We start from the raw sequence: 22,756 nt of genomic DNA, 5'->3' as shown, positions 1-22,756 counted from the left end.
CGCAGCGTTTTAGGTGACTCCGCAACTATCAACGTTTCAAGAAAAGACATGCCGGGAGGAACCGAACCCAAGATGTCATGACACGACACGGCGTGAACCCCGCTCGGCCCGCTCGGCGCGCTGGACCCGCTCGGCCCGCTAGACGACCACGCGGACGGTCGATCCGGTGCGGTTCTTGGCGACCCGGAGCTGCGCCGGGATGCGGGTGCGGAGCTCGGCGACGTGGCTGACGACGCCGACCGCCCGGCCGCCGTCGCGCAGCGCGTCCAGGACGGCCATGACCTCGTCGAGGGTCTCGTCGTCGAGCGTGCCGAAGCCCTCGTCCACGAACAGGGTGTTCACCTCGGTGCCGCCCGCCTCGGCGGTGACGACGTCGGCGAGCCCCAGCGCGAGCGACAGCGAGGTGATGAACGACTCGCCGCCGGACAGCGTGGCCGGGTCGCGGTCGCTGCCGGTCCAGGCGTCCACGACGCGCAGGCCGAGGCCGCCGCCGCTCTTGCTGCGGTCGCCCGCCGCCTTGTCGACCGTGTGCCGCAGGACGTAGCGTCCGCCGGACATCCGCGCGAGCCGCTCGTTCGCGGCGGCGACGACCCGTTCGAGCCGCGCCGCGAGGACGTAGGCCGACAGCGACATCGCGTGCCGGTTCGCGGGCGACTTGCCCGAGGTCAGGCCCGCCATCCGCTCGACGACGGCATGCGCCTCCGCGGCCGGGCGCCACGCCGCGACGGCCCCGGCGAGCTCGCCGCCGAGCGCGGTCACCCGGGACAGCCGCTGCCCGGCCCGCGACACGGCGGACGCGGCGGCGGTGCGGTCGGCGTCGGCGCGCTCGACGGCCGCCGTCAGAAGCTCGAGATCCGGCGCCGGACGGGACGCCGCAGCGGTCAGCGCCCGGTCGGCGAGGTCACGCCGGACGACGGCCTCCATGTCCTCGAACCGGCGGATCCGCTCGCGCAGGGGCGCCTGGTCCTCGTCGTCCAGGTAGGAGGCGGACGCGGCGTCCGTCGAGGTGAAGCCCTCCTCGGCGGCGGCGTTCGCGGCGGCCTCGCGGGCGGCGGCCAGCTCGCGGGCGGCGGTCTCGGCCGCGCGCAGCGCCTCGATGGCGGCGGCGAGCGCGGACGCCTCCCGGTCGAGCCGGTCGACACGGGCCTCCAGGGACGGGTCGTCCCCGCAGGCCGCGGCAAGGTCGGCGGTGTGCCGGGCGTGCTCGCCCGCAAGCGCGTCGTCCCGCGCGCCGGACGACTGGATCGCGGCGGCGACCTGCTCGTTCCGGGCGCGCTTCTCCTCGACCGTGGCCTCGGCGCGGCGGAGTTCACCCTCCAGCCGGTCGGCCTCGGCGGCCACCGAGGCCAGCTCGGTGAGCCGGACGCGCGCCTCGTCCCGCTCGGCGGCGATGTCGGCGGCGGGCTCCTCGCCCGCGACCTCCAGCCTCGCGTCGCGCTCGACGCGCAGCGCGTCGACCTTCCGCGCGGCCTCCTCGCGGCGCGACTGCGCGCCCTCGAACGCCTCTCGGGCGCGCTCGACGGCGTCCTCGTCCGGAATGCCGGCGTCGGAGGCCGCGGGCGCGGGATGCTCGGTGGAACCGCACACCCGGCACGGCCCGCCCGGCTCCAGCTCGGCGGCGAGCACCGCGGCCATGCCGGACAACCTCGCCTGCTGAAGATCCTGGTACAGGTCACGGGCCTGCTGCGCGGTGTCGACGGCGGCGCTGCGCGCGTCCTCGGCCTGGTCGATCAGGACGGCCAGGTGGTCGCGCCGCTGAGCCGCGGCGAGCCGCCGTTCCAGTTCGTCGGCCCGCGCCCGCACCCCGGCGAGCTCGGCGTCCGCGAGCCGGGCGCCCTCGACGGCCGACCGGTACTTCTCGACCCGTCCGGGCAGCTCCGCGAGGACGGCCGCGAGCCGCTCCGACTCGGCGACGAGCCGCGACCGGGACTCGGCGAGCCCGGCCCGCTCCCGCGTGATCTCGCGCAGCCGGGCCGCGACGGCACGGCGCCCGTCGAGCGCGGCGATCTCGTCACGGCGGTCCCGTTCGGCCTTGCCGAGGACGTCCTCGGCGGCGTCCGGCGGAACCAGCGACCCGACCCGCGCCCGGACCGAGGACGCGTGCGCCCCCGCCCGCTCGGCCTGCCGCCGCCGCCCGCCCGCCTCCCGGACGAGCCGGACGACCCGGTCGGCGCGCGCCGCCGCGTCGAGCCGGGCGGCGAGATCGGCGCGCTCCTCGGCCCGCTCGGCGAGCGCGTCCCGGCGGCGCACCGCCTCGGCGTGCCGCCGCTGCCGTTCGGCCAGCTCACGGGCCTCGTCCAGGGCCTGGCGCGCGACGACCGCCGCGTCCGAGGCGTCCGACAGCAACTCCTGCTGGAGGCCCAGCAGATCGGTGTGCTCGACCCCGAGAGCGCGCGCCCAGGCGGGCAGCGCCTCGACCGTCTCCAGCGTCTCCTGCGCCGTGAACGGCACGTCCGCGGAACCGGCCCCCGACCGGGGCGCGGGCACCAGCGCAACCGACTCGTGCGGGCTCGGTTCCCCGGCGGCCTCGGCGATGCGTCCCGCGATGGACGCGGCGCCCGCGCGCAGCCCGTCCGCCTCGCGTCCCGTGTCACGGCGGCGCTCGCCCAGCCAGTTCTCGACGGCCGTGAAGACCTCGGCGGAGAACAGCCGTTCCAGCAGTTCGCGGCGGCCCTTCGCGTCCGCGCGCAGGAACCCGGCGAACGCGCCCTGCGGCAGCATCGCGACCTGGCAGAACTGCGCGGCGGTCATGCCGAGCAGCGAGCCGATCACGTCGTCGGCCTCGCCCACCCGGGTGGACAGCGCGACCCACTCGCCGCGCTCCAGCTCCTCCAGGACGACCTTCGCGTTCTCCTTGGTCAGGCCCTCGCCGCGCTTCTTCGGCCGGTACCACTCCGGGGACCGGGTGACGCGCAGCCGCCGCCCCCGGACGGTCGTCTCCAGCTGCACGCTCGGCCCGAGCTCGGGCGCGGCGTGGTCGCTGCGCAGCCCGCGCGCGCTGTTGCGGACGCCCGGGACCTGCCCGTACAGGGCGAAGCAGACCGCGTCGAGCACGCTGGTCTTGCCCGCGCCGGTCTGCCCCTGGATCAGGAACAGGCCCGCGTCCGACAGGGCGCCGAAGTCGATCTCCTGCCGGTCGCTGAACGGGCCGAACGCGGTGACGACGAGCCGGTGCAGCCGCATTACCGCAGCGCCTCCTTGCGGCGGAACGCCTCGAACGCCTCGTGCAGCAGGACGCTCTCGGCCTCGGACGCGGGCGTGCCGGTGACCTCGGTGACGAAGTCGCCGGCGATGTCGAGGTGGGACCGCTCGCGCAGCCGGTCGGCGAACGTGCGGTCCTCGGCGGGACGGTCCGTCGCGTCCGGCTCGAAGGACAGCGCGAGCGTGTGCGGGAACCGCCGCCGCAGCCGCTCCATCGCCGAGGTCGGACGGTTCGGGTCGGTGACGGTGAACTGGAGCCAGTGCCCGGTGAAGTCGTCGTACCGGGACGCCTCGAGCAGCTCCTCGAGGCGTCCGCGCAGGCGCGCGATCGGGCGCGGCACCGGCGCCTCGACGAACTCCTCGGCGAGCGAGCCGTCCGGGCGCAGGTCGATGAGCCAGGAGCCCTTGAGGTGGTGCTCCTCGGAGAACGAGTAGGCGAGCGGGGACCCCGAGTACCGGACCCGCTCGGTGATGCGCTGGCGTCCGTGCAGGTGGCCCAGCGCGGCGTAGTCGACGCCGTCGAACACCGCCGCCGGGACGTTCGCCGCCCCGCCGACCGAGATGTCGCGTTCGCTGTCGCTCGGCTCGCCGCCGGTGACGAACGCGTGCGCGAGCACCACCGACCGCGTGCCCGGACGCGTCGCCAGGTCGCCCCGGACGCGCCGCATGGCCTCGCCGAGCGCCGCGGCGTGCCCCCGCTCGGGCAGATCCCAGTCCGAGCGGACGATCTCCGGCTCCAGGTACGGGATGCCGTAGACGGCGACGTCCTCCACCATGATCGGCTCGCCCACGCGCGCGGGGTCGGTGCGCAGGTGCACCCCGGCCGCGTCCATCAGCCCGGACCCGAAGCCGAGCCGCCGCGCCGAGTCGTGGTTGCCCGCGATCAGCACCACCCGGGTGCGCTCGGCGAGCCGCTCGAGCGTCTCGTTGGCGAGCTTCACCGCGTCCACGCCGGGCAGCGCGCGGTCGTACACGTCGCCGGACACCAGGACGCAGTCGACCCGCTCGTCCCGGACGGTCTGGACGAGGTGGTCGACGTACCCGGCCTGCGCGGACAGCAGGTCCTCGCGGTGGAACGAGCGGCCGAGGTGCCAGTCGGAGGTGTGGAGTATTCGCATCGCGTCCACACCCTAGGCGTCACCTCCGACACTTCCGGCCCGGAAACGCCGTCCCGCCCCGATTCCCGGGCGTTCGGTCACGCTCGGTGAGATCGTCCGCACCCAGCGCGGAGGGTCGTTCGGTCGCCTAGAGTGGCGCGCGTGAGCGATCGTCCCCACGTGCTGCTGAGCTGTGCGATGTCCGTCGACGGCTACATCGACGACGCGAGCCCGGACCGGCTGCGCCTGTCCACCCCCGCCGACTTCGACCGGGTGGACGCGGTCCGCGCCACCTGCGACGCGATCCTGATCGGCGCCGGAACCGTCCGGGCGGACGACCCGAAACTGCTGATCAAGAGCCCCTCCCGCCGCGAGAGGCGGATCGCCCAGGGCCTCCCGCCCGACCTCACCAAGGTCACCGTCACCTGGACCGGCGACCTGGATCCAGGGGCGCGCTTCTTCACCACCGGCGAGTCGCCGAAGCTGGTGTACGCCTCGTCCGGGAACGCCCCGGAGCTCGCCGCCCGCCTCGGCGACCGGGCCGAGGTCATGGACGCGGGCGACCCCGTCCACTTCCCCGCGATGCTCGCCGACCTCGCCGAACGAGGGGTGAGGCGGCTGATGGTCGAGGGCGGCGGCGGCATCCACACCGCGTTCCTCCAGCAGGGCCTGGTGGACGAGATCCAGCTGGTCGTCGCCCCGTTCTTCCTCGGCGACCCGGCCGCGCCGCGCTTCGTCGGCTCGGGCGTGTTCCCGCAGTCCCCGGAGCGTCCGATGCGGCTGGAGGAGATCACCCGGATCGGCAACCTCGTCCTGCTGCGCTACCTGGTGGGAGAGACCCGTGCCTGACGACATCGGCCCCGGCTCCCCTCAGCCCGACGGCCCCCCGCCCGGCGACGCCGCCTGGCTCGCCCTCGCCTGCGACCTGGCCGCCCTCTGCCCGCCGTCCGACACGGCCTTCTCGGTCGGCGCGGTCCTCGTCGCCCCGGACGGCACGGAACTCGCCCGCGGCCACTCCCGCGAGTCGAGCCCGCACGACCACGCGGAGGAATCCGCCCTGGCCAAACTGGGCACCCAGGCCGAACTGGACGCCCAGGCCGTCCCGTCCGGGACGACCATCTACAGCTCCCTCGAACCCTGCGGGGCGCGCAGGTCGCGGCCGAGGCCGTGCGCCGAGCTGATCGTCGCGGCCGGGATCCGGCGCGTGGTGTTCGCCTGGCGCGAGCCGTCCCTGTTCGTCGAGGGCACCGGCGACGAGTACCTGCGCGCGCACGGCGTCGAGGTCGTCGAACTCCCGGCCCTCGCCGCCGCGGCGCGCCGGCCGAACGCGCACCTGCTCGGCCCCGCCTGAGACGAGCGCCGAGACCACTGTCTCGTCCCTCTTGCGGACGCCCCGGTGGGTCGTGCGATGCTGTCTCCCAAGCAAGCATTCGGTCAAGGCCGGGAGGCGGCATGCGCGAACACGATCGGCTGTTCATCGGCGGCGGGTGGACGGCGCCCGCGGGCACCGGCGTCATCGACGTGGTCTCCCCGCACACCGAGGAGGTCGTCGGCCGCGTCCCGGACGGCACCGAGGCCGACATGGACCGCGCCGTCCAGGCCGCCCGCCTCGCCTTCGACCACGGCCCCTGGCCCCGGATGACGCCCGCCGAGCGGGCGGAGGTCCTCGGCCGCCTCTCCACGATCTACGCCGAGCGCCAGCAGGAGATGGCCGACCTGATCACCGTGGAGATGGGCTCGCCGATCCTGTTCTCCATCTTCGGCCAGGCCGCGCTGCCGCAGATGGTGCTCCAGTACTACGCCGACCTCGCCGTGGACTTCACCTGGGAGGACGAGCGCCCCGGCATGCTCGGCCCGGTGACCGTCACCCGCGAGCCGGTCGGCGTCGTCGCCGCGATCTACCCCTGGAACGTCCCGCAGTTCACGCTGATGCTGAAGCTCGCCCCGGCCCTGGTCGCGGGCTGCACCGTCGTCGCCAAGCCGTCCCCCGAGGCCCCGCTCGACGCCTACCTGCTGGCCGAATGGGCGCGCGAGGCGGGCCTGCCGGACGGCGTCCTCAACATCGTCCCGGCCGGACGCGAGGTCGGCGCGTACCTGGTGTCCCACCCCGGCGTCGACAAGGTCGCCTTCACCGGCTCGACCGCCGCCGGGCGCAGCATCGGCGAGGCGTGCGGCCGCCTGCTGCGCCCCGCCACCCTCGAACTCGGCGGCAAGTCCGCCGCCATCGTCCTCGAGGACGCCGACCTCGGCACCACCATCGAGGGCTTCAAGATGGCCGCCCTGATGAACAACGGCGAGGCGTGCGCCGCGCAGACCCGCATCCTCGCGCCCCGCAGCCGCTACGCCGAGATCGCCGACGCCCTCGGCGAGATGGTGTCCGCGCTCACCGTCGGCGACCCGTCCGACTACGCCACCGAGATCGGCCCCCTCGTCGCCCGCCGCCAGCAGGACCGGGTCGAGAACTACATCCGGATCGGCCAGGACGAGGGCGCCAAGATCATCGCCGGTGGGCTGGACCGCCCGCACGACCGCGGCTGGTACGTCGCCCCCACCGTCTTCGGCGACGTCACCAACGACATGCGGATCGCCCGCGAGGAGATCTTCGGCCCCGTCCTCGCCCTCCTCCCCTACGACACCGAGGACGACGCCGTCCGCATCGCCAACAACAGCGACTACGGCCTGGGCGGATCCGTCTGGACCGCCGACGTCTCCCACGGCGTCGAGGTCGCCCGCCGCATCCGCACCGGCTCCTGCGGCGTCAACCTCTACGTCCTGGACCCCAACACCCCGTTCGGCGGCTACAAGGACTCCGGCCTCGGCCGGGAACTGGGCCCCGAGGGCCTCACCGCCTACCTGGAGCACAAGTCCATCCCCCGCCCCTCCTGAACAAAGCGACCGCCCGGTGCCGAGACGTCGAACGTCTCGGCACCGGGCGGTCGCTTGAAGAAGTACGAGGACGGCCCCGGGCGGACGAGGACCACCGGGCGCCCGTTGGTCGGTGGTCCCCGTTCGGCCGGGGCCGTCCCCGTGGCCCGGCGGCGGGGCGGAATCGCCGGCGGGCCCTCGGAAGGGTGGTGCGCGGGCCGGGTCAGGTCACGGGGACGGGACTCCAGCCATGCCGGTGATGGCAGGCGCGCGCCACCTCGGGGTCGACGGGCCCGGTCACCAGCAGGCGGACGTCCGGGACCGGGACGGGGGCGTGGTCGAAGGTCAGGGCGCGCAGCTTCTCCGGGGTGACCACCGCGGCGGTCGCCCGGTGCGCGCCGATGGCGTGGAGCAGGGGCGCGACCTCGGGCTCGGGGACCCCGACGAGGGTCGCCCCGTGCGCGAGGCACAGGTCGGACAGGCCGATGAGGACGTCCGGGCGGCAGTCGCGGAACCCGCAGACCAGCACGTCCCCGGAGTGGATCCGGGTGACGGCGGCGAGCCGGTGCAGCGCGGCGAACCGGTCGCCGTGGGTCAGCGCGACGGGCGGCTCGAACAGCCGCAGCGCGGCGGCGTCGGCCGGATCCGGCGGCGAGGCGGCCGGGCCGGCGCTCCCCACGCCGGTTCCGGCCGTCCCGCCGCCCGTCTCCCCCGGGACGGCGGCCGCGTCTCCCCACGCGGCCGCCTGCTCCCCCCACCGCGCGGCCGTGCCGCCGGCGGCGCCCGCCCCGACGAGGCGGGCGAACGACGTCGCCCCGGGGTACTCCCCGAAGGCGAACGCCTGCCGGACGTACGACCGTTCGGTGGCGGCGAGGGCCGCGCCCGCGACCTCGCCGCCGGTCACCAGGAACCGGGCCCCGCACTCGGTCATCATGCGGGCCAGTTCACCCACCGTCGCGTCCAGCGGGAGCGGCGCGGGGACGGCGCCCGCCGCGCACAGGGCATGGACCGCGAGGGTGAGCTCCCCCACGCCCGAGAGCTGGACGGCGGCGACGTCTCCGGGCCGCACGCCGTGCCGGTGCAGTCCCGCGGCGGCGGCCGGGACCAGCGCCGCGAAGGCGCCGAAACCGATCCGCCGGCCGGGGTCCACCAGCGCGGCGCGGCCGCCGAAACGGGCCGCGTGCTCACGGGCGGAGGACAGCACGGCGCGGGTCACGGTGGGCTCGGCCACCGTGCCCGGGCCAGCTTCTCCGTCAGGCATGGGGTGAACGTACGGACCTGGACCGGGCGGCCACATCCGCAGAACTGTGTAGGTGGGTGTGTAGGTCATCAGGAGAGCCCCGCACGCTGCAGCAACGCCCGGCGGCGGACGCGGCCCGAGGGGGACCGCGGGATCAGGTCGACGACGTGCAGGGCGACCACCCTCCGGTAGGACGGCACGTGGCCGTTGACGTAGGCGAGCAGCTCCTCGCGCTCCACCGGACGGGTCGCGACGACGAAGGCGTGCGGCGCGAGCCCGACCGCGAGGTCCGGGACGGGCACGATGACCGCGTCGGACACGGCGGGGTGCGCGGCGAGGACGGTGTCGGGTTCGGCGGGCGGGTCCGGGCGCCGCGCGCCGAGGCGGCCGAGGATGTACACCCGGCCGTGCTCGTCGGCGAACGCCTGGTCACCCGTGGTGAGCCAGCGCACCGGGACCGCGGCCGCCGACGTCATCGGCAGCCGCAGGCACAGTTCGCCCGGCTGGTAGGCGGGCTGGTCGGTGCCGGTGGCCGGGTCGACGACCCGCCAGGCGACGCCGAGCAGGCCGCGACCGACCGAGTCGAGCGTGCCCTCCTCCACCCCACGCGGATTGAGGTGGGTGATCCCGGCGGCCTCGGCCGTCCCGTACGCCTGGCGGACGGGGCAGCCGAGCCGGTTGGCGCAGGCGCGCGCGGTCCCGGCGGACAGCGGTCCGCCGGCGCTGACGACGGCGCGCAGCGAGCGCAGGTTGTACCGCGGGACGGACCGGTCGTAGGCGAGCACCTCGACCAGCCGCGGGGGCGCGAGCAGGACGGTGACGCGGTGGTCCTGGATCGCGCGGAGCAGTTCGTGCCGTCCGGCGCCGGCGAGCGTGACGACCGTCGCGCCGAGCCGCAGCGCGGGGTTGAGCAGGCCGTTCAGCGCGATCGGGTCGGCGAGGGGCAGGGCCGACAGGACGGTGTCGGACGGCCCGACCAGCCCGGCGTCGGCGACCCGGGTGATCCCGGCGACGACCTCGGCGTGGGTGAGCCGGACGGCGCGGGCGGGGACGCCTTCGCCGCGGGTGCAGGCGATGAGCGCCGCGTCCCGGGCGGGGTCGAGGAGGACGTCCGGGGCGGGGGCGCCGGTGCGCAGGGCGGCGATGGGCTCCACGTCGGGCTCGTCGCCGAAGCAGAACAGGCGGCGGACGGGACGGGCCTGGACCGCGGCCTTCGCTATGTCGAGCAGCACCGGCCAGGTGATGACGACGGCGGCGTCCGCCTCGGCCAGCAGGGCGGCGAACTCGGCGGCGGACGTCGCCGGCCGCACCGGCATCGGGGTCGCGCCGGCCGCCGTGACGGCGTGCAGGGCGACGACGAACTCGGGGCTGTCGGGCAGGTGCAGCGCCACGACGGTGCCGGGGCCGACGCCCTCCCGGGCGAGCCCGGCCGCGAGGGACCCGACGGCGGCGGCGAGGTCGGCGTGGCTCATCGCGCGGTCGCCCATGGCGTCCGCGACGGCGAGGCGGCCGCCGACGCGATCGTCGGCCGTCGTGTCCGCGGCGGGTGTCATGCCGAACACCGCCCGGGACACGGTGACCGCCGGGTTCCCGGCGGTCGCGTCCACACGCATGCAGATCATGGGGAGGACGCTACGGGCGGCGACCCCGAAGGCACATGGGCACGATTGTGCACGTACGTATGTAACTCAGCGGAGCTGCGGCTGGTCGGCGAGGTTGTGGTCCACGGCCCAGACGGCGATCTGGGCCCGGGAGTTGAAGCCGAGCTTGATGAGGATGTTGGCGACGTGCCGCGCGGCCGTCGCCGGGCTGATCACCAGTTCCCGCGCGATCCCCTTGTTGCTCAGCCCGCGCGCGATGAGCTGCGCGATCTCCCGTTCGCGCGCGGTCAGCGTGCTCGGCGGCGTCACGGGGGCGGTGGGCGTACCCGATGAGTGCGGCGCACTCGATGAGTGGGGCGTGCCCGGCGGGGGCGGGAGGGGGTTCGGCGCGGTCGGCGCGGCCTGCGAGCCGGTGTCGGACGCGTCCGCGGGGGCCGAGGAGGCGGTGGGACTCAGGGGGGTGGCCTGGGCGGACGGTCCGGGCGCGGTGTCGGGGGTCTGGTCGTCGGCGCCGAGGGCGAGGGCTATGGCCTCGTCCGGGCCGAGGGAGCGGCCCTCGCCGAACCACTGCGCGACGGCGGGTTCGCCCATGGCGCGGCGGATGGGCTCCAGCATGCGCTCGACGCGGGCGCCGTGCCCGGGAGTCCGGGTCACCGGCGAGCCGGACGTGCCGGGCGCGTGGGCGGGGCCGTCCGGGTGCGGGGTGTGGCGGCGGGCGGCGTCCTCGCGCAGCCCGGCGGCGGCGCCGGTGAGCATCACCGCGCCGCGCTGGTCGCCCTCGCCCGCGACGAGCTCGGCGAACGCCTCCAGGCCGCGCGCGATCTCGGGGCGGACGCCGGAGGCGCGGCTCAGCCGGAGCGACCGGACGAGGGAGCCGCGGGCGGCGGGCAGGTCCCCTGCGGCGAGGGCCACGCGTCCGAGCCCGGCGAGGGCGCGCGCCAGCTCGGGCCGGGCCTCGATCTCGACGAGCGGCGGCAGGGCCTCGGTGAACAGGGCGCGCGCTCCGGCGGCGTCCCCGCGCAGCTCGGCGATGCGGCCGAGGCCGATCAGGGCGTGCGCGGCGCCCCACAGCTGCCCGATCTCCCGCATCACGGCCAGGCCGGACTCGTACGCCTGGGCGGCCTCGCGGGCGCGTCCGGAGCGGGCGAGCATGTAGCCGCGCGCGATCATCGAGTAGCCCCGGTTCCACTCCTGGCCGGGGATGCCGGTGATGGCGTCGGCCTCGTCCAGGCGGTCGGCGGCCTCGGCGTAGCGGCCCGCGCGGGTGTGCGCCTCGGCGAGGGTGATCAGGGACGCGGCGGCCATGAACCCGTCCCCGGCGTCCCGGCAGGGGTCGAGGGCGCGCTCGGCGAACCCGGCGGCGCGCGGGAAGTCGCGGGCGCTCAGGGCGAGCTGCGCGCGGCCCGCGAGGGCGGGGCCGAGGACGATGGCGGGCAGGCCGCGGCTGCGGGCGAGGAACCGGTCGGTCCACTGCGCCCACTCGGCGACGCGTCCGCGCGCGATCCAGTAGGAGCGCAGCGCGGTGCAGATGCGCAGGCCGTCCTCGACGTCCTCGTGTTCCAGCGACCAGGACAGCGCGGCGCGGATGTTGCCCAGCTCGACGTCGCAGCGGCGGAACAGCAGGACCCGGTCCTGCCAGTCGCCCTCGGCCTCGGCGAGCGCCAGCTCCCCGTCCCGTTCGGCGGCCTCCAGGACGCTGTCGCGGTGCCGGTTCCGGACCTGGTCCTCCTCGCCGGTCTCGGCGAGCCGCTCGGCGGCGTACTGCCGGATGCTGTCCAGCAGGCGGAACCGGGACTCGCCCGCGATCTCCTCCACCACGACCACGAGGGACTTGTCGACGAGCGCGGTGAGGACGTCGAGGACGCCCCGGCGGGTCAGGCCGCCGGCGGAAGGCTCGGGCGCCTCGTCCAGTTCCGGGAGGTCGGGCAGGTCCTCGGGGAGGTCGGGCAGGTCGGGGAGATCCGGGAGGTTGGGCAGATCAGGCAGGTCCTCGGCGAGGTCGGCGGCCAGCCCGGCCGGGTCGGCGCAGACGCGTTCGGCCTCGCCGAGCGTCCAGCCGGTGAACACCGACAGGCGGCGCAGGAGGGTCCGTTCGCGGTCGTCCAGCAGCTCGTGCGACCAGTCGATCGCGGCGCGCAGCGTGCGCTGGCGGTGCGGGGCGGTGCGGGCGTTCGCGCCGAGCAGCCGGAACCGGTCGGCGAGCCGTCCGGCGATCTGCTCGACGGTCAGGACGCCCAGCCGGGCGGCGGCCAGTTCCAGCGCGAGCGGGACGCCGTCCAGCGCACGGCCGACCTCGGCGACCGCCGAGCTGTTCTCGGGCGTGACCGCGAACTCGGGCCGGACGGCGCGGGCCCGCTCGGCGAACAGCCGGACCGCCTCGTCGTGCTCGAGCGGCGGGACGCGCCAGACCGTCTCGCCCTCGGTGCGCAGCGGCTCGCGGCTGGTGGCGACGAGCCGCAGCCGGGGGCAGCCCGGCAGCAGCGTCCCGGCGAGTTCGGCGCACTCGGTGACGACGTGCTCGCAGTTGTCCAGGACGATCAGGACGGCCCGGTCGCCGATCGCGTCGGCGAGGGTGACGGCGAGCGGCCGTCCCTCCTCCTCGGACGCGCCGAGGACGGCCGCGACCCGCCGGGCGACCACGTCGGCGGGACCGCCGGGGGCGATGTCGGCGAGTTCGACGAACCAGACGCCGCCGGGATGGGCGGCGACGACGCCGTGCGCGACGTGGACGGCGAGCCTGGTCTTGCCGATGCCGCCCGCGCCGCAGAGCGTCACGGCGCGGGTCGTCTCCAGCAGCCCGCGCAGGTCGGCGACATCCCGCTCGCGGCCCACGAACACGTTGGGCTCGGCGGGGAGGTTCGTCCCGGCCGGCGGGGCCTCGGGCGAGCCGGCGGGTGGGTCGGCGGGTGGGTCGGCGGGTGGGTCGGTCCTGCCGGGCGGGGCGGCAGGCGGGTTCGGCGGTGTCATGCCCAGCGGCCTCCACAACCTCCGGCGGTGCCGGATCGGGGGTGCCCTCGGCGAGGGAGTTCCCTGGTCCCGGGTCGTCTTCCGCGAGTGTTTCACCCGGCCGGGGGCCGCGTCCCGGATTCGGTACGGAGATCTGTCCCCCGCCGCTTTACCCACGGACCGTAACCGGCCCAGAGCGCGACGCGGTCGCGAACACCGATCACTCCCGGTGATCGGCGGGCGTGGGCGGCACACGCCCGGAGCGCTCCGATTCCACCCTCGGGGCCCGGTGGCCGTACCGTAGTCCGCCGTGCCCCACCACCCCTCCGAACCGGCCGCCTCCGGCCCGCCGACCTTGGACGACGCGCTCGTCGGCGAGGCCGTGCTGGGCGTGTACCGGCAGATGTTCGCCGCGCTGGCCCGCGACAGCGGCGCGGTCGTCGACGATCCGGAACTCGTGGACGTCGCCGAGACGCTGCTCGCCGCGTTCGCCGACGCGGGCGAGGAGGGGCTGAGCCGCGAGCAGATGCGGTACGTGTGCCGCCGCTACCCGGCCGAGGTGTTCGAGAACCGGCTGCGGGTGCTGCGCGGGCTCGGCGCGGTCCGCGAGGTGTTCCCGAAGCCGAACCAGCTCCGTTACCGCGCGTCGTTCACCTCCGTCGTCGGGCTGATGTTCGTGCGCCGGATGATGCTGGACGGCGGCCAGTCCGAAATGCACCGGTTGCTGGCGCTGGAGCAGCTGAACGTCGCCGACCCCCGGATGACGCCTGAACAGGCGCGGGACGGCGCGGCGGGCCTGGCCCGCGCGTTCCGGCTGTGGAGCGTGGAGCTGCTGACCCTCACCAACGGGACGATCGAGGAGCTGCGCGAGCAGGCCCCGAAGCTGTGGGGCACCGAGGAGATCCTGCGGCGGGCCGAGAGGCTGCACGGCGCGATCCTGCGCCGCTGGCCGCAGCTCGACCGGGCCTGCACCGACCTGCGGACCGCGATCTACGCCTACGGGGACGCGTCCCGGCGGGCCGCCGCGCGGCTGTCGGACTCGGCGGGCACCACCCGGAACCTGACGCTGCTGCCGCCGGAGACGTGGCGCACGTTCGCGCGGACGGCGTCCCGGGACGACCTGGCGGCCGTCCTCGAGGGCTTCGTGTTCGACGCGGCCGCGCCGTGGCACGAGCCGTCCGCGGTCGTGCAGGCCGTGGAGGACGGGCCGCGCGCGACCCCGCCGCGTCCGGCGCCGCCGCGTCCGTCGGTGCCGGACCCGGGGCTGTCGGACGACACCGGAGGCGACGCGACGGCGTCCGAGCGGCTGCGGGCCGTGGCCGAGCAGGCGCTGCGGGGCCGCGACCGGGTCGCCGTCGAGGACGTCCTGACCGAGGGCTGGGTGACCGCGCGGCGGCTGCTGGCGGACCTGTCGTCCGCGCACCTGCACCCCGAGCTGCCCTACCGGCTCGTCTGGTCGGACGGTCTGGCCGTCCGGCCGGAGGGGTCGCCGACGTGGATCTCCCCCGGTGTCTTCGAGAAGACCGACGCTGAGAGGAGCAACGCGTGACCGAGTCTTCTGTGGACGCGGGGGTGCTCGCTCGTGCGCGTGCGCGCGTGTTGGGGGCGGCGTCGCAGCCGGTGTCCGAGCCGACTCCGGCGGGGCTGAACACCGCGTCCGACGGTGAGCGGCTGTGGCTGCTGCCCGTCTGGCCGGACGGCGCGACGCCCGCGCTGCTGGACGAGTACGACACCGCGCCGATGCCGATGGACCGGTCGGGGCAGGCGCGGCGCGTCCTGGCGGCGGCGCTGCGCTGCTGCTGGACGCGGCTGGACGACGCTCCGTGGCCGGGCGAGGCCGTGCCGGTCCCGGCCGTCCTGGAGGTGTACGCGGGGATGTCGCGGGGCGACGCCGAGCTGGCGCGGCGCTGGGCGACCGGCGAGCTGCGGCGGCTGTCGGACACCGGCTGGCTGCTGCTGGACGAGTCCACCGGGGTCGTCCGGCCGGGTCCGCGGGTGGCGCTGTGGCATGACGACACCCTCGGCCCGCTCCGGGACCTGCTGCGCCGCCTGCCCGAGCCGCCGCAGGGGGTGATCGCGGGTGAGTGAGCTGTTCGAGCCGCTGCTGCGGTCCTACGACGAGCGGCGCCGGTCGGAACTGGTGGCCGCGTACATGGCCGTCGAGCACGCCGCCGAGCCGGTGCCGGAGGCGCGGCTGGCGGCGCTGCGCGAGCCCGCGTCCCGCCGGACGATCGAGGCGATGCTGAACCTGTCCGGCCGCACGCTGATCCGGGCCGGGCGGACGGAGTGGACGTCCGGCTACCAGGACGAGGTCGCCGAGGAGCTCGCCCGCGATCCGGCGTGCGCGGTGCTCGCCGGGGACCGGGCCGTCCTGACGCTGGTGCTGATCCACTCGGTGGCGATCCCGCGCTCGACGGGCCGGCTCCCGGACGACACGTGGCTGTCGCCGTTCCCGACGCCGCTGGAGGAGCTGCGGCGGCGTTCGCAGCTGGCGATCGGCGAGCTGGAGTCGGCGCTGCGGCGGCTGCGGCTGGCCGGACTGGTCTCGCAGGTCCGCGCGGACGGCAGGAGCGACAACGGGGACGCGGGCGGGTTCGTGCCCGGCCCGCAGTTCCACCGGCTGACGCCCGCCGCCCGCCGCCGTCTCCAGGAGGAGCTGATCCTCGCGGCCGGGCCGGACTCGCCGCTCGCCGCCACGATCCGCGCCCGCCGCCGCAGCCGGGAACGCGTCCAGCAGGAAGCCAGAGCGCACGTCGCGCGGGAAGCCGCAGTTCAGGGGGAGAATTCGTGACCGCCGTCCTCGATCCGCTGGTGCCGGGACCGGCCCGGACGGGAGCCGACGCCGAGAACGTCGTCGGGGGCCGTACGCTGGTCGCCGTCCAGGCGGTGAACATCTCGCGGCTGTCGACGCATCCGGTGCCGACGGTGCCGGGAACGCTGATCGTCGTCGCCGGGCAGGGTCCCAAGGACTCCAATGGCGCTGGCAAGTCGTCGTTCATCGCCTCGATCACCGCGCTGCTCGGGGACGAGCAGTGGCGGTTCGCGTCCGGCGCGCGGGCGGTGGCGGAGCTGCTGTTCAACGCCGAGCTGGCCGCGCAGGGCGACCAGCAGTGGGCGTCGGCCGACCACGGCTACATCGTCGGGGTGTTCGACCACGCCGACGGGGACGGCTCGGACGCGCTGACCGTGTGGCTGCGGGTGAACGCGGACGCGCCGCACCTGGAGCTGCGCTGGCGGCACGGCGTCCACCTGGCGTCGGCGGCGTCGGAGGCCGAGCGGGTGACGATGGCCGACGCGCTGTGGGCGGCGCTGCCGCGCAGCGCGGGCCGCCGCGACTTCGTCGCCAAGGACCTGTCGCGCGTCCTGTACGGCGGGCAGGTGCGGTGCGTGTCGTTCCTGTCGACGTCGGTGCGGTCGAAGGTCGCGACGAACCTGCTGTCGCAGCCGCTGAACGAGATCAGCCCGGAGCGGATCTTCTCCGCGATCGCGGCGCTGACCGGCCTGGACCGGGAGCTGGAGGCCGAGCGGGTCTCGCGCTCGGAGGAGCACCGGGAGCGGGCGAAGGCCGCCGAGGCGTCGTCCCGGCTGGCCGAGTGGGAGCGCGAGGCGGCGTCGCTGCTGAAGACGTTCGACCGGCGCGACAAGGCGCGGGCCGAGGTCGCGGCGGCGCTGCGGAACTGGCGGACGCGGCAGGCGCGGCTGCTGGTGGACGCGGCCGAGGCGGACGCGTCGCTGGCGTCACAGCTCGGCGCGCTGGAGGACGAGTCGGAGACCGTCCGGTTGGCGGCGCGGGCGGCGGAGAAGGAGGCCGAGCAGCTCACCGGCGGCGCGCTGGACGCGCAGGTCGGCGAGGCGCAGGCGGCGCTGGCCGAGCTGAAGGGTCGCGCCGGCCAGCTCGGCGCGGACAAGGCCGTCGCGCGCAACCGGATGGAGGAGCTGCGGCGCCGGGTGTCGGCGCTGGAGGAGCGGCGGCGCGAGGCGGACGGCCGGGACGGGGACACGGCGCGGCGCGAACTGGCCGAGGCCGAGGCGCGCCGGGACGAGGCGCAGCAGGAGTTCGGCATGGCGCGCGGCGCGGTCGCGCGGGCCGAGCGGGCGCTGACCGAGGCGGAGGCGGGCGAGTCGAGCGCGCCCGCGCAGATCCGGGCGCTGGCCGGGGCGGGCGTCGCGGCCGTCGGGCTGCTGGACGCGGTCGAGCTGGCCGAGGACGTCCGGGACCGCTGGGAGGCCGCGCTGTGGCCGTACCGGGAGGCGGTCGTGCTGGACGCGGCCGACCTGCCCGCCGCGTCCGAGGCGCTGAGGGCGCTGCCCGGATCCATGATCGTCCCGGCGGACGGGGCGCTCGCCCCGGAGGCCGACACGCCGCCCGACCTACCGAAGGGCGTGGGCTGCGGGCTGCCGCTGTCCCGGTTCTTCACCGCCCTTTCGGCCGGGGACGGCTCGGGCGTGATGATCGTCGGCGGGTTCCCCGAGCCGGTGACCGGGCGGGTCGCGCGCGTCCGGGCGGCGCGGGCGGCGCTGGCGTCCGCGCAGGAGGCCCTGGAGGACGCCCGGCAGGCCACCTCGGACGCGGCGGGCGACGTCGCGCTCGCGACCCGGCGGCTGGCGGGCGCGCAGGCGGGGGCCGAGCTGGAGGCCGTCCGGGAGGCGATGACGTCTCTGCGCGCCGAGCTGGAGGAGCTGGCGGGCGGTGAGGCGAAGCTGGGGCCGCGTCTGGGCGCGGCGGAGCAGACGCTGCGGCGGCTCCAGGCGAAGGCCGACACGCGCGCGCTGGAGGTCGACCGGCTGCGGGGACGCCGCGAGGCGCTGGACCGGGAACGGGAGAAGCTCGGGGCGAAGGCCGAGGAGCTGTCCGCGAGGCGGGCGGCGCTGGGCCTGGACGTCCTGGAACGGGAGTGGGGCGAGTCGCGCGACGCCGCCGCCGAGTGGCTGGGCGGGCTGAGCGCCGACGAGCGCACCTGGACGCCGGACGAGTGGTGGCACACCGCCGAGAAGCACCTGTCGGAGGCGCTGCGCCGGGTCTTCCCGGACGGCGTGGCCGACGAGGACATGCCGGAGGAGGTCCGGTTCCTGCTGCGCGAGCGCGCCGAGGGCGAGGGCCGCCGCACCGGGCGGGAGCAGGCGACGTTCCCGCGCCTGGTCCGGTCGCTGGAGTCGTACCTGCGGCAGCAGGAGGACTACGAGCGGCACCAGCGCCGCCAGATCGAGGTCCAGATGACCGCACGCCGCGCCGACCTGGACAAGGCGAGCCGCGGCGCGGACGAGGCCGCGGGAGCCGCCGAGGCGCACCGGGCGGCGCTGACCGCCGCGATCCGCAGCCGCCTCCAGCGGGTCTCCGAGGAGTTCGAGAAGCTGGACGTCCAGTACGGCGGGTACGGCGCGACGCTGGAGTTCCCGACGCCCGAGCCGCCCGGCGACCCCGAGCAGGAGTGGCGCTGGAAGGTCACGCCCAAGTGGCGGCGCAGCGACGGGCAGCGGTACGTCCCGTACAACCGGCGCGCGAACACCGCGCTCATGGACGAGAAGGCCGTCAAGCTGGTGTGCGCGGCGGCGCTGGCCTCGTCCGGCGGCGGGCGGCTCTGCCTGGTGCTGGACGAGCTGGGCCGCAACCTCGGCAAGGAGCACCGCAAGGAGGCCGTCGCGCTGTTCCGCGAGATCGGCGAGCAGCACGGCATCACGGTCATCGGCGCGCTCCAGGACGACATGGAGCCGTACGCGATCGACGCCTGCGGCCAGTACATCAAGCTGCGCCGCTCGTCCGACACGATGCCGTACAACGAGCCGCCGGTCGTGGTCGGGTACGACGAGCACGAGCCGCGCGTCCGGCGCCTGGCCACGGCCGTGATCTCGGCCCGCGCCACGCCCGTCCCCGCATCGGCCCCGGAGCCCGCGGAAGCCGCCGGGACCGGGCCCGCGGCGTCCTCCGAGGACGGCGTTCCGGAGCCTCGGGACGGGGCGGACGACACCGACTCTTGAGGAGGTGATTGCCCGCCGCGAGGGTCGACTTTCCCGGTATGCCGGTAGATCTCCAGTCGGGGGTGATCGGCGGTGGTTTGGACGCGGCTACGGCAGCTCTGGCCGTTCACCGCGGAGGCCGGGCCCCGGCTCCGGCGGCTCTCGGGACGGCACCGACCCGGTTCCCGGGGCCACCGGCCCGTTCCCGTCGTGCCGGGAAGCCTGCTCGACCGCGCCGGGATGTCCCTCGCCTCGTCCGGCGGACGGCTCGGCGGTCACGGGGCGTTCCTGCTGATCCTGCTGGTCGCGGGGCTGTTCCGCGTGGTCGCGGCGCTGGGGTACCAGCCCGCGATCTGGTTCACCGACAGCATCACCTACCTCGACGAGGCGGTCACCGGACGGCCCGGCCTGCCCCGGCCGAGCGGCTACTCCCTGTACCTGTGGCTGCTGAAACCGTTCCACAGCCTGACGCTGGTCATGGCCACGCAGCACATGATGGGGCTCGCGTCGGGCGTCCTGCTGTACGCGATCGCGTGCCGGTACCGGGTGCCGCGCTGGGGCGCCCTCCTCGCGGCGGCACCGGTGCTGTTCGACGCGTACGAGATCGAGCTGGAGCGGCTCGTCCTGTCGGACACGCTGTTCCTGCTACTCGGGCTGGCCTCGCTGGTCGTCGTGCTCTGGCGGACGCCTCCGCCGCTGTGGGCGGTCGCGGCCGGCGGGCTGCTCGCCGGCCTGTCGATCATCACCCGGCCCCCGGGGATCGCGGTGGCGGTGGGCGTCGTGCTGGCCGTCCTGCTGCGGGTGCCTCTGACGAGGTCGCTGCCCTGGGCGCGACGAGTCGGGGCTACCGGGCTCGCACTGGCGGGCTGCGCCGCGCCGATCCTCGCGTACGGGCTGTGGTTCTCGTCGGTGTACGGGGAGTTCGGGCTCAGCCGCAGCACGGGCGTGTTCCTGTACGGACGGGTCATGGCGTTCGCCGACTGCCCGAGGATGAGGCCGCCGCCGGAGCTGGCGCGGCTCTGCACGAAGGTGCCGCCGGAGCGGCGGATGATCTCGCAGAACTACATCTGGCGGGGGTCGTCGCCGCTGAACCGCATGCACGGCAACCGGTACAGCCCGTACAAGAACCGGATGGCCCAGCGGTTCGCCCTGCGCGCGATCGCCGCCCAGCCGCTCGACTACCTGGGGGCCGTCACGCACGACACCCTGCGCGCCTTCGCCTGGGACCGGACGATCTTCCCCGACAAGCTCACCTACGACCGCTACCTGTTCGGGACGAAACCGGCAGAACTCGCCCAGAAGGCGCACAGCAAGTACGCGGACGGCCTGTACCGGCGCGCCGCGCGGTACGAGCTGGGGCCCGTCCGGACGCGGGTCGTCCAGCCGTGGGCGGGGCTCGCGCACGGCTACCAGCAGATCTTCTTCCTGCGCGGGACGATGGCCGGGATCATCCTGCTCGCCGGGCTGGTCGTGGCCGTGGCCAGGCGCGGCCTGCCGGGACGGCTCGCCGCCGGCCCGTGGGTCGCGACGGTCGGGCTGATCGTCCTGCCCGCCGCCACCGCCGAGTTCGACTACCGGTACGTCCTCACGGCGGTGCCCTTCGGGTGCCTCGCACTCGCGTTGAGCTGCGCATCACGCAATAATCCCGGACAGATCAACTCCCCCTCCGTCGCCTCCGGGACGGTCCGCGGGGAGGCGTAAGGGGGTCGGGGTGGCGCAGTGGCGGGTCGCGGGGTTCGACGAGGTCCGTGAGCTCGGCCGGGGACGGCATGGACGGACGGTCCTCGCCCGGCACGGCACGTCCGGGTCCGCCGTGGTCGTCCGGTATCTGGAACCCGCGGCCAGCGGCGCCGCGCGGGAGCGGTTCCGGCATAAGGCCTCCGCGCTCGGGCAGTTGCGCGACCCGCGCGTCGCGCGGCCCTACCAGCTCATCGAGAACGCGCGCGGCACCGCCGTGATCATGGAGCGGGTGGACGGCGTCGGGCTGCGCGAGATCCTGCGCCGGGAGCGCCGGACGACGCCGGAGGCCGGCCTGGTCCTGCTGCGGGACGCGCTGCTCGGGCTCGCGTCCGCGCACGCGGCCGGGGTCGTCCACGGCGACTGCACACCCGGCGACATCCTGGTCCGGGACGGCGGACGGGCCGTCCTGGTGGACTTCGGGGTCGCCGACCACGCCGGGACCGCCTCGCCGCTGTACCGCGCGCCCGAGCTGTGGCACGGCGCCGAGCCGTCGCCCGCGTCCGACGTCTACGCGGTGACCTGCGTTTTCTTCGAGGCCGTCGCCGGACACCGGCCCTACGGCGACCCGGAGGCGGGGCACCTGGGCGCGCCCGTCCCGCAGGAGGACGTCCCGGAGCCGCTGCGCCCGCTCGTCGCGTCCGGCATGGCCAAGGACCCGCGCGTCCGGCCGTCCGACGCGGGGCGGTTCGCGGACGAGGTCGAGAAGGTCGCCTTCATCGCCTTCGGCGCGGACTGGGAGCCGCGCGGCCGCCGCACGCTCGCCGGCCTCGCCTCCCCCGACCGCTTCGCTCCGGCCACGCCGTCGCGCCCGGCGTCCGGACGGCGGCGTCGCAAGCCCTCCCCGGGCCGCGCCGCGTCCGGCCGCCGCGCACAGTCGTCCGGCGGCCGCCGGTCCCGTGGGCGCAGGCTGACGGCCGTGGGCCTCGCGGTCGCTGCCGTCCTGGCGGCGGGAGGCTACGGGCTCTACGAGACCGTCCTGCGGGACGGGCCGTCGCGGACGGCCGCGGCCGAACACGACGCCGTCGCGGGCAAGGCGCTGACGCTCGGACGGCTCCAGATGCGCGTCCCGTCGTCCTGGGAGGCATTCCCGATCAGCGTTCCCGGACGGGCCGCCGACAGCTTCTACGTGACGCTCGCCGGAGGCTGCCAGGACGGCGGGAACTGGAAGCCCACCGCGGCCAGCCTCGGGTCCTGCCCCGGTTTCGCCGTCATGGGGCCGAGCTTCTTCGACAAGTCCGAGTCCGGCGCCTACGGCGGCGGCCCGTACGACCCGAAGGACACCTTCGGGTCGAAGGTGTCGATGAGCTGCCCGCGCCACCCCGACCTCGTCGCCGGGGGCTCCGGCAAGGGCGCGTCCCAGAGCGGGTTCAAGGGCATCGAACTGGGCAAGCGGACGGCCGAGTACCATCAGTGGCGCGTCCCCTGTTTCGAACGGAAGGGCGACGGCACCGGCTCGGTCTACACCGAGCGGATCTGGTACGCGCCGTCCGCCCAGATCGTCGTCGTGGACGCCTGGAACACCCCTGACCTGGACGCCCTCCTCCAACGCGCGACCTGGCCGTAGGGGGAATGGGTTGGGTTCGGCCTCGGCAAAGGGGCCGGAGATCGCATACCCGGGACGCGCCGCGCGTGGCTAGGTTGCCGTGCATGTCGAACAGTGGCGCTCATGAGATGGCCCAGGCGCAGGCCAGGCTGGCGGGCCGGTTCACCGGACTGCCGGAGACCGGCGTCGTCGCCCCGCAGTCCGGCGCGCACGCCGCGCCGGACCCCCGCGAGCCGCACCACGCGGGCCGCGACCTGGAGCACCCGGGCCGCGACCTGGACTCCGTCGGCCGCGACCTGCCTCCGCCCGGCCGCGACCTGCTGCCGCCCGTCCACGATCTGCCCCCGGTCGGCCGCGACCTGGACCCTGCGGTCGCCGGCCTGATCGCGCGGCTGCCCGGGACGGGCGGGACGATGTCGCCCGCCGCGATCGCCCGCTGGACGGACGCGGCGCGTGCCGTCCTCACCCTGGCCTACGCCGTCGACGACGACCTGCACCGCTGACCGCTCCGCGCGGGACGGACCCGTCCGGGTCCGGGGACGGCGCGGTCCGCCGGGCGGCGCGGATG

15 protein-coding genes are annotated in these 22,756 nt (G+C 75.7%); 10 read left to right on the top strand and 5 right to left on the bottom strand.

Features of this window, described 5'->3' with window-relative positions:
* Positions 1 to 138 precede the first annotated feature (138 nt).
* Positions 139 to 3,183, bottom strand: coding sequence for an AAA family ATPase (locus tag AB0L06_RS41235; RefSeq protein ID WP_500236962.1), 3,045 nt, complete (start codon positions 3,181 to 3,183; stop codon positions 139 to 141).
* Positions 3,183 to 4,319, bottom strand: coding sequence for an exonuclease SbcCD subunit D (locus tag AB0L06_RS41230; RefSeq protein ID WP_500236960.1), 1,137 nt, complete (start codon positions 4,317 to 4,319; stop codon positions 3,183 to 3,185). The genes AB0L06_RS41235 and AB0L06_RS41230 overlap by 1 nt, the downstream gene beginning before the upstream one ends.
* A gap of 141 nt (positions 4,320 to 4,460) precedes the next feature.
* Between AB0L06_RS41230 and AB0L06_RS41225 the strand changes: the two genes are divergently transcribed.
* From AB0L06_RS41225 to AB0L06_RS41215, 3 genes are all read left to right on the top strand, one after another.
* Positions 4,461 to 5,147, top strand: a complete 687-nt coding sequence (locus AB0L06_RS41225; RefSeq protein ID WP_500236959.1) for a RibD family protein — start codon at positions 4,461 to 4,463, stop codon at positions 5,145 to 5,147.
* Positions 5,140 to 5,649 (top strand): cytidine/deoxycytidylate deaminase family protein, encoded by a 510-nt coding sequence (locus tag AB0L06_RS41220; protein WP_500236958.1) that lies wholly within the window; start codon positions 5,140 to 5,142, stop codon positions 5,647 to 5,649. Before AB0L06_RS41225 ends, AB0L06_RS41220 begins: the two co-directional genes overlap by 8 nt.
* 101 nt (positions 5,650 to 5,750) lie before the next feature.
* Positions 5,751 to 7,184 carry an aldehyde dehydrogenase gene (locus AB0L06_RS41215; RefSeq protein ID WP_500236956.1) on the top strand — a complete coding sequence of 478 codons (1,434 nt, stop codon included), beginning with the start codon at positions 5,751 to 5,753 and terminating at the stop codon, positions 7,182 to 7,184.
* Between the two features lie 202 nt (positions 7,185 to 7,386).
* Here the strand turns inward: AB0L06_RS41215 and AB0L06_RS41210 are convergent, their stop codons facing one another.
* The 3 genes from AB0L06_RS41210 to AB0L06_RS41200 all read right to left on the bottom strand — a co-directional run bounded on the left by AB0L06_RS41210 (position 7,387) and on the right by AB0L06_RS41200 (position 12,971).
* Positions 7,387 to 8,424, bottom strand: coding sequence for an AMP-binding protein (locus AB0L06_RS41210; protein WP_500236955.1), 1,038 nt, complete (start codon positions 8,422 to 8,424; stop codon positions 7,387 to 7,389).
* A gap of 68 nt (positions 8,425 to 8,492) precedes the next feature.
* The gene (locus tag AB0L06_RS41205; RefSeq protein ID WP_500236954.1) at positions 8,493 to 10,025 is read right to left on the bottom strand and encodes a class I adenylate-forming enzyme family protein; all 1,533 of its coding nucleotides are present in this window, start codon (positions 10,023 to 10,025) and stop codon (positions 8,493 to 8,495) included.
* Positions 10,026 to 10,091: 66 nt separating this feature from the next.
* Positions 10,092 to 12,971 carry a LuxR C-terminal-related transcriptional regulator gene (locus AB0L06_RS41200; protein ID WP_500236952.1) on the bottom strand — a complete coding sequence of 960 codons (2,880 nt, stop codon included), beginning with the start codon at positions 12,969 to 12,971 and terminating at the stop codon, positions 10,092 to 10,094.
* Positions 12,972 to 13,260: 289 nt separating this feature from the next.
* Here AB0L06_RS41200 and AB0L06_RS41195 point away from each other — a divergent pair, with 289 nt between their 5' ends.
* The 7 genes from AB0L06_RS41195 (at position 13,261) to AB0L06_RS41165 (ending at position 22,691) form a co-directional block, all read left to right on the top strand.
* Positions 13,261 to 14,499 carry a hypothetical protein gene (locus AB0L06_RS41195; RefSeq protein ID WP_500236949.1) on the top strand — a complete coding sequence of 413 codons (1,239 nt, stop codon included), beginning with the start codon at positions 13,261 to 13,263 and terminating at the stop codon, positions 14,497 to 14,499.
* Complete coding sequence (locus tag AB0L06_RS41190; protein ID WP_500236946.1) at positions 14,496 to 15,038, top strand: hypothetical protein; 543 nt, start codon at positions 14,496 to 14,498, stop codon at positions 15,036 to 15,038. Before AB0L06_RS41195 ends, AB0L06_RS41190 begins: the two co-directional genes overlap by 4 nt.
* Positions 15,031 to 15,741, top strand: coding sequence for a hypothetical protein (locus AB0L06_RS41185; RefSeq protein ID WP_500236945.1), 711 nt, complete (start codon positions 15,031 to 15,033; stop codon positions 15,739 to 15,741). The genes AB0L06_RS41190 and AB0L06_RS41185 overlap by 8 nt, the downstream gene beginning before the upstream one ends.
* Complete coding sequence (locus tag AB0L06_RS41180; RefSeq protein WP_500236944.1) at positions 15,738 to 18,926, top strand: coiled-coil domain-containing protein; 3,189 nt, start codon at positions 15,738 to 15,740, stop codon at positions 18,924 to 18,926. Before AB0L06_RS41185 ends, AB0L06_RS41180 begins: the two co-directional genes overlap by 4 nt.
* Before the next feature lie 189 nt (positions 18,927 to 19,115).
* Entirely contained in the window at positions 19,116 to 20,606 is a 1,491-nt protein-coding gene (locus AB0L06_RS41175) for a hypothetical protein (protein WP_500236941.1), read from the top strand.
* 10 nt (positions 20,607 to 20,616) lie between these two features.
* Positions 20,617 to 22,209 carry a serine/threonine protein kinase gene (locus AB0L06_RS41170; RefSeq protein ID WP_500236940.1) on the top strand — a complete coding sequence of 531 codons (1,593 nt, stop codon included), beginning with the start codon at positions 20,617 to 20,619 and terminating at the stop codon, positions 22,207 to 22,209.
* 83 nt (positions 22,210 to 22,292) lie between these two features.
* Entirely contained in the window at positions 22,293 to 22,691 is a 399-nt protein-coding gene (locus tag AB0L06_RS41165) for a hypothetical protein (protein ID WP_500236938.1), read from the top strand.
* Positions 22,692 to 22,756: the final 65 nt, after the last annotated feature.

The organism is Spirillospora sp. NPDC052269 (assembly GCF_040679435.1).
GTDB lineage: Bacteria > Actinomycetota > Actinomycetes > Streptosporangiales > Streptosporangiaceae > Spirillospora.
This window is presented reverse-complemented; position numbering and strand designations above follow the sequence as displayed.